The sequence below is a fragment of the Campylobacter concisus genome (assembly GCF_002913545.1).
Lineage (GTDB): Bacteria > Campylobacterota > Campylobacteria > Campylobacterales > Campylobacteraceae > Campylobacter_A > Campylobacter_A concisus_AV.
Window position 1 is genome coordinate 13,675 of record NZ_PPBR01000110.1, and the last position, 13,570, is coordinate 27,244.

13 protein-coding genes are annotated in these 13,570 nt (G+C 39.3%); 10 read left to right on the forward strand and 3 right to left on the reverse strand.

Annotation, left to right across the window (positions count from 1 at the left end; translation table 11 throughout):
* Positions 1-3: 3 nt before the first annotated feature.
* From plsX to CYP05_RS07425, 10 genes are all read left to right on the forward strand, one after another.
* Positions 4-993 carry a phosphate acyltransferase PlsX gene (plsX, locus tag CYP05_RS07380; RefSeq protein ID WP_009294377.1) on the forward strand — a complete coding sequence of 330 codons (990 nt, stop codon included), beginning with the start codon at positions 4-6 and terminating at the stop codon, positions 991-993.
* A gap of 3 nt (positions 994-996) precedes the next feature.
* Positions 997-2,001: a beta-ketoacyl-ACP synthase III gene (locus CYP05_RS07385; protein ID WP_103642478.1), complete on the forward strand. Its 1,005-nt coding sequence runs from the start codon at positions 997-999 to the stop codon at positions 1,999-2,001.
* A gap of 197 nt (positions 2,002-2,198) precedes the next feature.
* On the forward strand, positions 2,199-2,798 hold the full coding sequence (locus CYP05_RS07390; protein ID WP_002942572.1) for a peroxiredoxin: 600 nt from the start codon (positions 2,199-2,201) through the stop codon (positions 2,796-2,798).
* A gap of 122 nt (positions 2,799-2,920) precedes the next feature.
* Positions 2,921-4,003 (forward strand): PilZ domain-containing protein, encoded by a 1,083-nt coding sequence (locus CYP05_RS07395; protein ID WP_009294380.1) that lies wholly within the window; start codon positions 2,921-2,923, stop codon positions 4,001-4,003.
* Between the two features lie 8 nt (positions 4,004-4,011).
* On the forward strand, positions 4,012-6,300 hold the full coding sequence (locus CYP05_RS07400; protein ID WP_103642479.1) for an ATP-binding protein: 2,289 nt from the start codon (positions 4,012-4,014) through the stop codon (positions 6,298-6,300).
* A 59-nt stretch (positions 6,301-6,359) separates the two neighbouring features.
* Positions 6,360-6,971: a glycerol-3-phosphate 1-O-acyltransferase PlsY gene (gene plsY, locus CYP05_RS07405; RefSeq protein WP_103571452.1), complete on the forward strand. Its 612-nt coding sequence runs from the start codon at positions 6,360-6,362 to the stop codon at positions 6,969-6,971.
* On the forward strand, positions 6,968-7,294 hold the full coding sequence (locus CYP05_RS07410; RefSeq protein ID WP_002942574.1) for a dihydroneopterin aldolase: 327 nt from the start codon (positions 6,968-6,970) through the stop codon (positions 7,292-7,294). The genes plsY and CYP05_RS07410 overlap by 4 nt, the downstream gene beginning before the upstream one ends.
* Positions 7,295-7,370: 76 nt before the next feature.
* Positions 7,371-8,042: a homeostatic response regulator transcription factor HsrA gene (gene hsrA / locus CYP05_RS07415; protein WP_002942555.1), complete on the forward strand. Its 672-nt coding sequence runs from the start codon at positions 7,371-7,373 to the stop codon at positions 8,040-8,042.
* A 38-nt stretch (positions 8,043-8,080) separates the two neighbouring features.
* Positions 8,081-9,298, forward strand: coding sequence for a sensor histidine kinase (locus CYP05_RS07420; protein ID WP_181001192.1), 1,218 nt, complete (start codon positions 8,081-8,083; stop codon positions 9,296-9,298).
* Between the two features lie 3 nt (positions 9,299-9,301).
* On the forward strand, positions 9,302-10,750 hold the full coding sequence (locus CYP05_RS07425; protein ID WP_103642480.1) for a Ppx/GppA phosphatase family protein: 1,449 nt from the start codon (positions 9,302-9,304) through the stop codon (positions 10,748-10,750).
* 1,173 nt (positions 10,751-11,923) lie between these two features.
* On the opposite strand, the gene CYP05_RS07430 is transcribed toward CYP05_RS07425, so the two are convergent.
* From CYP05_RS07430 to CYP05_RS07440, 3 genes are read right to left on the reverse strand one after another with little or no spacing between them, the layout of a single operon-like run.
* Positions 11,924-12,802, reverse strand: coding sequence for an excinuclease ABC subunit A (locus tag CYP05_RS07430; RefSeq protein ID WP_103642481.1), 879 nt, complete (start codon positions 12,800-12,802; stop codon positions 11,924-11,926).
* Complete coding sequence (gene fliN, locus CYP05_RS07435) at positions 12,799-13,116, reverse strand: flagellar motor switch protein FliN (RefSeq protein WP_002942551.1); 318 nt, start codon at positions 13,114-13,116, stop codon at positions 12,799-12,801. The genes CYP05_RS07430 and fliN overlap by 4 nt, the downstream gene beginning before the upstream one ends.
* Positions 13,113-13,532, reverse strand: coding sequence for a chemotaxis protein CheX (locus tag CYP05_RS07440; RefSeq protein ID WP_002942548.1), 420 nt, complete (start codon positions 13,530-13,532; stop codon positions 13,113-13,115). Before CYP05_RS07440 ends, fliN begins: the two co-directional genes overlap by 4 nt.
* Between the last annotated feature and the right edge of the window lie 38 nt (positions 13,533-13,570).

Consider the following 13,570-nt stretch of genomic DNA (forward strand, 5'->3'; position numbering starts at 1 on the left):
AATATGATTCGCATTGCTATTGATGCTATGGGTGGTGATTTTGGTGCAGATCCTATAATATCTGGCGTTATTGAAGCACTAAAAGAGACAGAATTTAAAGCTGTATTAGTTGGCGATAGCAATGCCATAAAACCACTCATCCCACAACCCTATTTAAAAAATATAGAATTTATAGAAGCTACTGAAGTCATCTCTATGGCTGACGGAGCGACAGACGCACTAAAAAGAAAAGATAGCACGATCTACAAAGCTGTTGAGCTTTTAAAAGAAAAAGAAGTCGATGCTGTCGTTTCTGCTGGTCACAGCGGTGCTACTATGAGTTTAGCTACGTTAAGAGTTGGTAGATTAAAAAATGTATCTCGTCCAGCGATCGCAACACTTATGCCTAATTCAAAAGAGACAGCTACTTTGGTTTTGGACGTTGGTGCAAATGTTGATTGCAGAAGCGAGCACCTTTTTCAGTTTGCCATAATGGGCGAAGCCTATGCAAAAGAAATTTTAGGCAGAAAAGAGCCAAAAGTAGGTCTTTTATCAAACGGCGAAGAAGAGAGCAAAGGCAATGAAGTCAGTAAAGAGGCCTTTAAACTAGTTTCTAGGCTTGATAGCTTTGTTGGCAATGCAGAGGGCAATCAAATTTTTGATGGCAGCATTGATGTCATGGTTTGCGACGGTTTTATGGGAAATATCCTGCTAAAAACAAGCGAAGGTGTCGCTGATGCCATAGGCAAGATCATCAAAAAACAAGTCAAAAAATCGCCCCTTGCTATGGCTGGATCAGTGCTTATGAGGAAAGTCTTTAAAACCCTAAAAAAACAGGTCAGCTACGATGAGTACGGCGGTGCTCCGCTTCTTGGTGTAAATGGCTGCGTCATCATAAGTCATGGCAAAAGCAACTCAAAAGCTATAAAAAATGCAATCTTTCAAGCAATTAAATTTGCTAACTCAAATATAAATAAAGTTATAGAAGAAGAACTTTCACACTTTGCAAGGTAAAATATGCCAAAAGCTTCATTGATCTCCATTGCGTCATATGTCCCAGAAAAAATTTTAACAAATTTTGATTTTGAAAAAATGGTTGACACGAGCGATGAGTGGATAGTGAAGCGAACCGGTATAGAGCAAAGACATATCGCAACGACTGAGATAACAAGCGATCTTGGTACAAAAGCTGCCGAGCTAGCTATAAAGCGCTCAGGGCTTGAAAAATCACAAATCGACGCGGTAATCTGCGCTACGATATCTCCAGATCATCTTTGCATGCCTTCAACTGCTTGCAAGATAGCTTCAAATTTAGGCTTAAATTTTGGCATTACAGCTTTTGATATAAGTGCAGCTTGTACAGGATTTATCTATCTTTTAGAGCTTGCAAATTCTCTTATCGTAAGTGGTGCTAAGAAAAATGTCTTGATCATAGGAGCTGAAAAACTAAGCTCGATAATCGACTACACAGACAGAAGCACATGCATACTTTTTGGCGACGGAGCTGGTGCTGCTGTAATAAGTGCTAGCGAAGAAAACGAGATCATCGACATCCACACTGCAAGCGATGGCAGACAGGCTGAGCTTTTGATAACTCCAGGATGTGGCAGTGCATTTCCAGCTAGCGATGAGACGCTAAAAAATAGACTAAATTTCATCCACATGAGCGGAAATGAGGTCTTTAAGATAGCGGTTCAAACGCTTAGCAAAAGCGTGATAGAAATTTTACACGCAAACAAAATGCAAAGCGAAGATATCGACTTTTTCATACCTCATCAAGCAAATATCAGGATAATAGACGCCGTAAAAAATAGACTAAATTTCACTGACGAGCAGTGCGTTTTGACGGTTGCAAAATACGGTAACACAAGCTCTGCTTCGATCCCAATGGCGATGAATGATGCTTACGAAGATGGGCGCATCAAAAATGGCTCTGTTTTGCTTCTTGATGCATTTGGCGGTGGCTTTACTTGGGGTTCGGCGATACTAAAATTTGGCGGAAGAAATTTTAGCGACCTGTAATTAACCGCTTCTGCACCCAAAACTCTAAATTTAATAAAATTTCTACAACATCTTCTATAAATTTTTAAAAATTTCCATTCATTTTCAAATGCATATTAAAATTACACTGTTTTAAATTTTTAGATCTATTTAATTAGAATTTAAATTTTTATGGATATAATTTCGCAATCAATAAAATTTATTATTAAGGAGAAAAAATGTTAGTAACAAAAAAAGCACCTGACTTTACAGCTGCAGCAGTTTTAGGAAACAATCAAATTGTAAATGATTTCAACCTTTACAAAAACATCGGCGAAAAAGGCGCTGTTGTATTCTTCTATCCAATGGACTTTACATTCGTTTGCCCAAGCGAGATCATCGCGTTTGACAAAAGATATGACGAGTTCAAGTCACGCGGTATCGAAGTTATCGCAGTTTCTTGCGACAACCAGTTCTCACACTTCGCATGGAAAGAGACTCCAGTAAACAAAGGCGGTATCGGCAAAGTTCGCTTCCCGATCGTAGCTGACATGACAAAATCAATCGCTCGTGGCTTTGACGTACTTCTAGAAGACGCTGGCGTAGCACTTCGCGGATCATTCCTACTTGACAAAGATGGCACAGTTCGCCACGCAGTTATAAACGACCTACCACTTGGCAGAAACATCGACGAGATGATTAGAATGGTAGACACTATGCTATTTACAAATGAGCACGGCGAAGTTTGCCCAGCTGGCTGGCACAAAGGTGACGCTGGTATGAAACCAAGCACAGAAGGCGTTGCCGACTACCTTTCACACAACGAAAGCAAACTATAATTATTCAAATTTCTAGGCAGCTTTGCCTAGAAATTTCCTCTCTACACAAATTTAAATATTTTTTTAATATAACTTTATATATGATAGCGATGTTTTAATAAACAACCTTTTTTGGAGACCCCATGGAGTTTAAGGGCAGGCAAGAACTTGTCGAAAATTGCGAGGATTGCATACTTGGTTTAAGAGCTAAATTTATAGATGAGGGCATCAAATTTTGCAGACAACTAACCCTTGTAGTGCCACACGAGCAGATGAAAATTTGCCTTGAGAGTATCTTTGATGCGCTACTCATCCAAAAGCCAAATGCCACACAAATTCGCGACGACTTAAACAGCCTAATACCAAAACTAAATGCAAAAGATGAGCTAGTAAATTTTTTGCTCTTAAATTTGACACTAAATTTTAGTCACGCCTGCGACGATGCAGTATATGTGGGCTATTTTGTAAATGCCGTCTCAAGGATGAAAGAAATTTTATATAACACGCAGGATCACCAAGAAGCCACGGTAAAAACGATGATCGATACTGGCTCATTTTTTTATGAAGATCCGATCAACACATTTACACGCATGAAAAATGCCAAGGTCCGCCCTGAGTTTTTAAATTTATACGATGGACTAAATATAAAATACGAAGCTGAAATTTTAGAGGTTAAAGAAGATAGCGTCGTTTTTCGCGTAGATATGATGCAAATTTTAGCCATGAAACAAGATGGCAAGGGCTTTATCCTGCCAAATAGCTTCTTCTCAAAGCAACTTCGCGCCGACATCATCGACTACAATATCGCCGATAAAAGCGTCACTCTTTCAAATTTCTCACGCACAGCGACCATGCATGCAAATAAGAGAAAATTTCAACGCGTCTTGCCAAACCGCTTTACCAAAATTTCTCTAAAAGGAGAGCAAGGCGAGCTTGTTGGTAGCCTTTATGACATCTCAGAGGGCGGCATGAGCATATTAAGCTCACAAGCTACAAATTTTAAAGACGGCGAAGAGTTGGAGGCAAATTTTGACATCATGCTCTCACCAGATGAAGTAAAAAACGTATCTTTAAAGCTAAGGCTCGTTACTGAGCTAGCATACAAGGGCTACATCAGATACTGCATGCAGCTAGTTGATGATGACAAAACGATAAAAGACTTCACACAAAAGCGCGTCAAAGAGACACTTGACGAGCTTCGCTCACGCATAAATTTATACGAATAAGGCAATTAGTGAAAACCGTACAAGAAAATTTAAAACTTTTTTACATCGGACTAAAAGATAAAGAGCCATTTTTTTACAAAAACAAAGACCTGACCACCCACGCAGCCATTATCGGTATGACTGGAAGCGGCAAAACAGGTCTTGGCATCACGCTTTTAGAAGAGTCCTGCATAGACAACATCCCATCTATCATCATCGATCCAAAGGGCGATATCACAAATTTAGCCCTCACCTTTCCACAGATGAGAGCGGAGGATTTTTTACCTTATGTCGATGAAGCAGAAGCGGCAAACAAAGGTCAAAGCGTAGAGGAATTTGCCGCCGCTCAGGCCGAGCTTTGGAGAAACGGCATAGAGTCGAGCTTTCAAGACCTCGAGCGAGTAAAAATTTTAAAAGATAGTGCTAGCTTTAATATCTATACGCCAAAAAGCTCAGCTGGCATAGGTGTGGCGTTACTTAGCGACTTTGCCTGCCCAAATATTAGTGACGAAGAAATTTTTAGCAACTATATAAACTCACTCGCAGCGTCGGTGCTATCACTCATTGGCATGAGCTCTGAGGATATGAGCTCAAAAGAGCAGCTGCTTATCTCCACTATATTTGAGAGCAAATTTAAAGAGCAAAAAGACGTCAGCATCGAAGAGCTTATCAATTTCATAGCAAATCCGCCGTTTAAAAAGATAGGCGTTTTTGACGTGGATACCTTCTATCCAAGCAGTGAGCGCCTAAAGCTTGCTATGAAGATAAACGCGCTCATCGCAAGCCCAAGCTTTAAGGGCTGGACACAGGGCGTTAGACTTGAAATTTCAAAGATGCTTTTTGACGAAAATGGCAAAGCAAAGTGCAATATCTTTACGATCTCGCACCTAAATGACGCTGAGAGGATGTTTTTTGTCACCCTTTTACTAAACGAGATCATCGCGTGGATGCGAGACACTGAGGGCACTAGCTCACTTAGAGCGATCCTATACATGGATGAAATTTTTGGCTTCTTTCCGCCAAACGCAAATCCGCCGTCAAAAACACCTATGCTCACACTTTTAAAACAAGCCCGTGCATTTGGTTTGGGCTGCGTATTAAGCACGCAAAACCCAGTCGATCTTGACTACAAAGGCCTTAGCAACATTGGCACTTGGTTCATCGGCCGCCTCCAAACAGCGCAGGACAAAGCACGCGTGATCGACGGGCTAAGCGGCATCGCAGGCTCAAGCTTAGACAAAGCCTCACTTGAAAATCTCATATCAAATTTAGCCAAAAGAAATTTCTTACTCAAAAATATAAACGAGGACGGCCTAAACGTCATCTCCACGCGCTGGGCACTTAGCTATCTAAAAGGTCCGCTAAGCCGCGAGCAAATTTCAAATTTGATGAAAGATAAAAAAGAAAATTTAAGAAGCCAAGACGTAGATAAAAGCGAGATGAAATTTAGCGCAAAACCTATCATCTCAAGTGCGATCACGCAGCTTTATGCTAACTCAAAAAGCCTCACACCAAATTTACTAGCAAGCGCAAAAGTGAGAATTTACGACGCTAAAAAGGGCATAGACAGCGTTTGTGAGGCAAACTATCTTTACGAGCTTAGTGAAAATGACAAAGAGCCAAACTGGAGCGAGGCTAGCGAAGGCATGCACGTTGATGCGAGCGGCAATGAACCAAACGGCGCAAGCTTTGCTGCTGTGCCAAATTTCATAACGAGCGCTAAAAATTTTGACGCTTTAGAGAAAGATTTTAAAGAGTTTTTGTATAGAAATTTCAAATTTAACACCTTTGAGGCGATGGGAATTTACTCAAAAGAAAACGAGTCAAAAGAGGAGTTTTTTATAAGGCTTCAGGATAAGTGCAACGAAATTTTAGAGGAGCAAACCGCAAAACTCACGGCTAAATTTGAAAAAGAGCAAAAGAGCTTGCAAGATAAGCTAAATAAAACCCTTGCAAAGCTTGATAAAGAGCAAAAAGAGATGACTACAAGCGGCCTTGACGCAGCTATAAATATAGGCGCAAGCATATTTGGAGCGATATTTGGCAATAAGCTCTTGTCTCGCCAAAACGCGGGCAAGATTGCATCAAGTGCAAGAAGTGCAAATAAGGTCTTAAAAGAGCGAAGCGACGTCAAGCTTAGTGAGCAAAGCGTAAATGATATAAATTTAGCCATAAGCGAGCTTGAGGAGAAATTTGCACAAGAGTGCGACGCGCTAAAAGAGGCAAATGATGTTAAGAACATCACGATAAACGAAACGCAAATTTCGCCAAAGAAAAGCGACATCTACGACGAAAAAATCGTGCTTCTGTGGAGATGATTTATAAAAAAATTAGTATTTTTTTAATATCATTTCTCTTTAAATTTAAAAGGTAAAATATGCAAAATTTAATACTTTATGCCGTTAGCTACCTGCTTGGTAGCATCCCATCAGGGCTCATACTAGCAAAAATTTTTGGACATGTTGATATAAAAAAAGAGGGCAGCAAAAGCATAGGCGCGACAAATGTTTTAAGGGTTTTAAAGCAAACAAACCCAAAACTAGCCAAAAAACTAGCCATTTTAACCGTAGTTTGTGACGTTTTAAAAGGCGTTTTGCCACTCATCATAGCCTCATCTCTTGGAGCTAGCCAAAGCGTGCTTTGGACGATGGCAGTTTTAAGCGTTGCGGGACATTGTTTTTCTATATTTTTAGGTTTTCAAGGAGGCAAGGGCGTGGCAACTGGAGCTGGCGTGCTAGCATTTTTCTTGCCAGTTGAGATCATAATCGCTCTTGTCGTTTGGTTTTTGGTCGGTAAATTTTTAAAGATAAGCTCTCTAGCATCGCTATGCGCGCTGATAGCTCTCATCGCATCAAGCTTTATCATCCACCCAGAGCTTGATGAAATTTACACTCACGCGCCGATACTTATCATTGCATTTTTGGTAGTTTATAAACACATACCAAATATCGTTCGCCTGCTTTCAGGCAAGGAGCAAAAAGTCGTATGAAAAGTGAAATAACAACGATCATTAAAGATTATAAATTTCAAACTGTTATCGGGATGTTTGACTTTGAGCGAGTTGCAAAGCAAGAGGTAAAAGTAAGCTTAGAATTTCGCTCAACTAGCTTGATTGATTATGTTTTGGTGGCGGATTTTATAAAAGAATTTTACAATGAGATGAAATTTCAAAGCGTAGAAGAGTCGCTAGAAGCTACCTGCAAAGCGCTAAAAGAGAGGTTTAGCTCGCTTACTAGTTTGGATATGGAGATTTTAAAAACCGAAATTTTACCAAATGCAATTGTCGGTGCAAAAATCAGCACTGTTTTTTAAAAATTTATTAAAGTATCTTGAAATATTTCTTAATTTATGATACAATCGACCATAAATTTTAGTTTAAGGAAAAGAAATGCGTATTTTAATAGTAGAAGACGAAGTAACGCTAAATAAGACTATTGCTGAGGGGTTGCAAGAGTTTGGTTATCAGACAGATAGCTCTGAAAATTTCAAAGACGCTGAGTACTACATCGGCATCAGAAACTACGACTTAGTTTTAACTGACTGGATGCTTCAAGATGGTGACGGCGTTGATCTTATAAACATCATAAAACATAAATCTCCACGCACTTCAGTTGTAGTTCTTTCTGCAAAAGACGACAAAGAGAGCGAGATAAAAGCACTTAGAGCTGGCGCTGATGACTACATCAAAAAACCATTTGATTTTGACATTTTAGTAGCCAGACTAGAGGCTAGACTACGCTTTGGTGGCACAAATATCATCAAGATAGACGAGCTTATCATCAACCCTGACGAAGAGAAGATCACATATCTTGGCCGCGACATCGAGCTAAAAGGCAAGCCATTTGAGGTACTAACTCACCTTGCAAGACACTCAGATCAGATCGTATCAAAAGAGCAACTACTTGACGCTATCTGGGAAGAGCCAGAGCTCGTAACTCCAAACGTTATCGAGGTTGCTATCAACCAAATCCGCCAAAAAATGGACAAACCGCTAAATATTTCGACAATAGAAACTGTTAGAAGACGCGGATATAGATTTTGCTTTCCCAAAAAAGCTTAAGAAATAGATTTATACTGCAATTAGCATCTGGTGCGATGATGCTAATTGCAGTTGTTTCGGTGATGCTCTATCACTACATAAGAGTCACCGTTTTTCAAAGCGTAGTTAGTGAGCTAAACCAGCAAGCCACAGCTTACAAAAACAATCCACAAAATTTCAATCCTAACAATCTAAAAACTTTTACTATAGAAATCCCAAACAAAACTCTAGCCACCGTAAAAGCGGGCGAGCTTAAAGGTGAAAAGCCCTACCTTGTGATGCAAAAGATAAAAAATGAGAGCATAACCACTCTAACAACAAGGCTAGATGACAGCAGCTACTTAGTCCTAGAAAAAGAGACGACGCTTCAAAGCCAGATAGTCGAAGAAATTTTTATAGATATTATAATCGTAAACGTCACAGCGATACTTTTGGTGCTATTTTATGCACTATTTTTATCAAGAATGCTTTTAATACCTATAAAAATTTTAAGTCACAAGCTTACAAATTTAGATGAGAAATTTCTAAAAGAGATCGATATCAAAAGCTTGCCAGACGAGTTTTTGCCACTTGGTAATAGCATAAATAGGCTAATTTCTCGCATACAAACTTTTGTCTTATACCAAAAAGAGCTCTTTGTAGGCGTTGCACACGAGCTAAAAACTCCACTTGCTGTCATGAAAACCAAAAACGAAGTTACGCTTTTAAAACCACGCGAGAGCGAAAAATATATAGAAGCGCTAAAATCAAACAACGAAGCGATCAACGGCATGAACGCTATGATAGGCTCTGTCCTTGAGATAGGTCGTCAAGAGGGCGCGCAGTTTGAAGAGCCGGTAAATACCGACGTGATCGCATTTTTGAAAAAACTAGGCAAAAACTACGAGGTGCTCGCAAAAGGTGAAGAAAAAAATCTCGCACTCGATCTAAAACCTGAAATTTTTAACCTAAATATCCAAACCAGCTTGCTAACTCACATCGTGCAAAATTTCGTCCAAAATGCTATCAAATTTTCTCCAAAAAATAGCACAATTACGATTAGCTCAAGGCTTGAAAAGAGCAAATTTATCATTGAAGTAACCGACGAGGGAGTGGGCATAGACGAGAGCAAGGACTTGTTTGCTCCATTTAAAAGATACGGCAACAAAGGTGGTGCTGGACTTGGACTATTTCTCGCAAAGGGCGCAGCACAGGCGCTTGGCGCTGAGATATCTATCAAAAATAGAGAGGGTGCAAGCGGAGCAGTTGCAAGCCTCGTTTTAAATTTAAAAGGATAAAAAATGGCAAAGAGAACCGCAGTGATCGATCTTGGCTCAAATTCTATGCGTATGGCGATATTTGAGCGCACGTCACGCTTAGCATTTTTTATACTAGCTGAATACAAAACCAAAGTGCGACTAGGCGAAGGCGGATACGGTTCAAACAACGAAATTTCAGAAGCTTCAATGCAAAAAGCCATCAAAGCTTTTGGCGAATTTGATAACATCATAAAAAGCTACAAATGCTCCAAAGTCCTATGTGTCGGCACTTCAGCGCTTAGAGATGCACCAAACTCAGGCGTTTTGATCTCTCTTTTAAGAAAAAAACTTGGCATAAATTTAAAAGTGATTGACGGCAAAGAAGAGGCTACTTTTGGAGCGATAGCGGCTAAAAATTTACTTCACGATCTAGCCGAGTGCGTCACTATCGACATCGGCGGAGGCTCAACCGAGCTTGCCAGGATAAGCAACGGCAAAATTGTCGATGTCCTCTCGCTTGATATAGGCACAGTGAGACTAAAAGAGCTATTTTTTGATAAGAAAAATTTAAACAAACTACCAAAGTTTCTATCGCAGATCACGGCGCAGATAGATGAGCGATTTAAGTGTCCAAATTTAATAGCGATCGGCGGCTCTTTAAGAGCGATCTCATCGGCCATAATGAGCAAAAATTTATATCCGCTCTCATCACTGCATGGCTTTTGCTACAAGCTTAGCGACGAGCAAGCCTACATCGAGAGCATTGCAAACGTTAGCGTGCTTGAACTAAATAAATTCCCTATAAAAAAAGATAGATATGACACCATCAGAGAGGGTGCGCATATATTTTTAGCCCTTGCCAAGGCGCTAAATGCCAAAAACATCATCACAAGTGGCGTTGGAGTAAGAGAGGGCGTCTTTTTAAAAGACTTTTTGCGTCCAAGTCTTAAATTTCCAGAAAATTTTAACCCAAGCGTTAAAAGCCTACAAGATCGCTTCATCCTCTCTTGCAACAGAGCCGTGGCAAGATATGCAAAGGACATCTTTGTGGCACTTAAAAAGCTTCATGGACTAAATGATAGCTATCTTGAGACGCTGCTAATTGCTGCAAAGCTCCACAACGTCGGTCAAGAGATAGGCTTTTACGGCGATCACAAAAACTCGGCCTATATCATACTAAATTCCCTAAACTACGGCTTCTCGCATGAGCAAAAGGCACTAATAGCCGCAGTCATCGGCACAAATGGCAAGAAAAATATTTATGAGTTTGAAAAGTATAAAAATTTATTACCAAAGGCTGAGTGTATAAGGTGGCTAAGCTTCATCCTTGCGCTAGCCAAGGCACTTGATATAACCTGTGAGAAGCTAAATTTAAGCTTTGAGTTTAGCGGCCACACGCTAAAAATAGAGGGTGCAAAAGAATTTGCCATGGCAAAAGAAGAAATAAAAAAGATCGCAAAACCTGAAATTTTTGCCATTTCGTTTGTGTAAATCAAAAAGCTAGTGGTCAAATTTATAAATTTATTTTCTAAAAATAAAAAAAAAGGGGGGGGGTAAAGGCTTCTATTTTACTTTGTAGGCTCGCAATGCAAGTCAGATACGAAGTCCCCCCCCCCCACTCTTTTTATCCTTCAGCACACGTTCAAAGTATGCAATAGTGTCAAAGTGCCATGTTCTTAGTGTGAAACAAATTTTAAAATTTCATGAACGAGTCATTTCGGCTCTAAAATTTGAGCTAAGCGGTAAGCGAAGCCAAATTTTAGTAGTCAATTCTTGTGAGTGAGTGAAATTTTAAAATTTGCAAAGACAGCTTGACTAAATTTGTAAATTTCTTTTTATTCAGAAGGGAGACAAGGGGACTTGAATTTTGCTTCGCAGGCTCGCAACTGTAGGGCAGACACGAAGTCCGTCCCCTTATCCCCCTTTTTCCTCGCACGTTCAAGGGGCATGCGATAGCGTTTTGCGCCGCATGCGTTTTATCATCATGCAAGTGTCAAGCAAATTTTAAAATTTATGAACGAGCATATCACGGCTCTAAATTTAGTGGCGAGTGAGTAAGATTTTAAAATTTGTAAATTTACTTTGTCAAATCAGACAAGCGTCAGGCAAATTTTAAAATTTCATGAACGAGTAATTTCGGCTCTGATTTTAGTGGCAAGCTTTGCGAGACCTAAAATCAGTAGTCAATTCTTGCGAGTGAATGGAATTTTAAAATTTGCAAAATATATTTTTAGAAATTTAAAGTTTTTTCTTTGTTAAGGGGGAAGAGGCTTGAATTACGGTCTGCTTGCAGTTACGAGACGAAGCCGAAGTAAAAACCCCTAGCACGTTTCAAGGTGCATGCGATAGCGCTTTGCGTCGCATGCGGTTTATTATCTGGCAAGTGTCAGGCAAATTTTAAAATTTATGAGCGAGCATATCACGGCTCTAAATTTAGTGCTAAATGAAGTGCAGCCTAAATTTAGTAGTCTACTAAGGCGAGTGAGTAAGATTTTAAAATTTGCAAAAGATCTTTATTAAATTTGTAAATTTGTTTTATCCAAAAAGGCGAGAAAGGTCTCAAATTTTACTTCACAGGCTAGCAACTTCATGGCGGATACGAAGCCACTTTTAAAATTTATGAAAACACTCTTCTAAATTTTTAAATTTAGTAGCGAAGCGGAGTTAAAATTCTCCGCTCATTTTATCTTTGTAGTTATTTAGACTATTTTGACGCTCTTGCAAAAATGAGCCAAGTTTTTTCTTATTTTCTTCAAAAAATACCGCAAAGTCCTGCTCATTTTGGATCTTGTCCTCGCCAAAGCTATCAAGCATGACGTTTGAGCTGCCAACTATCACTAGATAGCGCCTATTTTCGTAGCTTAGAAGCATTAGCTTGTTTATGCGGTCAAGGTATTTTTCGTAGATGATATTGACACCGCTATTTTGATTTTTAAGTAGCCAGTTCATCGACTTTGTGTCATTTTGCGGCTGATTTTGCGGCGTTTTAAATCCACTAAAGTCACTACTTTTTGAAGTGATATATCTTTTAAAAACATATAAAAATATAAGAAGCGCGATGAGCACACTTAGGACTATGAAGTATCTTGAATCAATATTAACCATAGGTTCATTTTCTGTCTTTGGCGTGCTAGCAGTTTCTATCTTTGCGCTAGCTTGAGGCATATTTTGCACTTGCGTTTTTGTGTTTTTTAGTGTTACGCGGATGCGAAGTCCGAAGCTATCTGTTGTCTTTGATGCATTTACGATGATCGCATCGTTTGAGCGTAAATTTAAGACCAAAGAGTTTTGCTTTGGCTCTATCTCAAGCTCTTGAATGATCTTTGAATTTATGTCCTTGCTCGCGCTTTGATCGTAGCTTAGTGAATTTAGTATCAAAGAGGTCGTATCTTTTTCACGCTTTTGAAAGATGTTGCCCTCGTAAGGCGCATCAAAGCTAAGCATGATATCGACCCTGTCGGTGCGCTCATAGATGTTGTATGTTAGCAGATTAGAAGCTAAAATTTGCGTAGCAAAAAGCACAAAAAATAGTATAAATTTCATAAAAGTTCTTTTTTGAAGTACTGAATAACTGACTTTGAGTCCAAAATTTCATTTATCCTGATGGCTAAATTTTTCTCATAAACCATTACTTCGCCTTTTCCAAAAATTCTATTATTTATATATAGCTCCACGCTCTCGCCAGCTGGTTTTTCGAGGTCTATGACCGAGCCAGCTTCAAATTTCAAAAGCTCATTTATGCTAACTGTGGTAGTTCCTAGCTCAGCTATAAAATCAACGCTTATATCCATAAGCTCATCATAGCTCTTAAAAAGCCCTAGCTGTTCTAGTGTCTCTATCGCACCTTCGTCGTTCATTGTATCTTGTAGCCTATTTGAAATGTTCTATTTTTTATCTTATATATAAATTTCTCTTTTAGCTTTATGCCAAAATTCTCAACCTCGCCCAAAAATTCAGGCGTTCCGAGTTTATAAGCATTTGGCTCTTTTTCATTTAGCAGATTTTTAGCCTTGCCGATGATCTGATTAGCTATCTCTTTGCAAAGATCGTCCAGATCGCCACCATCGACATCTTCGTGACCAAAAAAGGCATTCATGAAAATTTTTAGAGTATCTTTTTTAAAAAACAGATAAAACTGATACTCGCTTTTGCCCTTATAAACTGGTATGCTTGCCCCGTAAAATCCCTTACCAAGGCTCTTGCCAAACTCTAAATCCAACCCCAAAGTATCCTTGCAAAGATAGCTCGTGGCTTCATCTATAACTTTTCTCATATCTCTTCCTTAAGACTTGAAATGCGCGTTAATTATAC

Bases quoted from the DNA above. Each gene is read 5' to 3' on its own strand.
- plsX (WP_009294377.1), top strand. From the start codon at position 4: ATGATTCGCATTGCTATTGATGCTATGGGTGGTGATTTTGGTGCAGAT.
- CYP05_RS07385 (WP_103642478.1), top strand. From the start codon at position 997: ATGCCAAAAGCTTCATTGATCTCCATTGCGTCATATGTCCCAGAAAAA.
- CYP05_RS07390 (WP_002942572.1), top strand. From the start codon at position 2,199: ATGTTAGTAACAAAAAAAGCACCTGACTTTACAGCTGCAGCAGTTTTA.
- CYP05_RS07395 (WP_009294380.1), top strand. From the start codon at position 2,921: ATGGAGTTTAAGGGCAGGCAAGAACTTGTCGAAAATTGCGAGGATTGC.
- plsY (WP_103571452.1), top strand. From the start codon at position 6,360: ATGCAAAATTTAATACTTTATGCCGTTAGCTACCTGCTTGGTAGCATC.
- CYP05_RS07410 (WP_002942574.1), top strand. From the start codon at position 6,968: ATGAAAAGTGAAATAACAACGATCATTAAAGATTATAAATTTCAAACT.
- hsrA (WP_002942555.1), top strand. From the start codon at position 7,371: ATGCGTATTTTAATAGTAGAAGACGAAGTAACGCTAAATAAGACTATT.
- CYP05_RS07420 (WP_181001192.1), top strand. From the start codon at position 8,081: ATGCTAATTGCAGTTGTTTCGGTGATGCTCTATCACTACATAAGAGTC.
- CYP05_RS07425 (WP_103642480.1), top strand. From the start codon at position 9,302: ATGGCAAAGAGAACCGCAGTGATCGATCTTGGCTCAAATTCTATGCGT.
- CYP05_RS07430 (WP_103642481.1), bottom strand. From the start codon at position 12,802: ATGAAATTTATACTATTTTTTGTGCTTTTTGCTACGCAAATTTTAGCT.
- fliN (WP_002942551.1), bottom strand. From the start codon at position 13,116: ATGAACGACGAAGGTGCGATAGAGACACTAGAACAGCTAGGGCTTTTT.
- CYP05_RS07440 (WP_002942548.1), bottom strand. From the start codon at position 13,532: ATGAGAAAAGTTATAGATGAAGCCACGAGCTATCTTTGCAAGGATACT.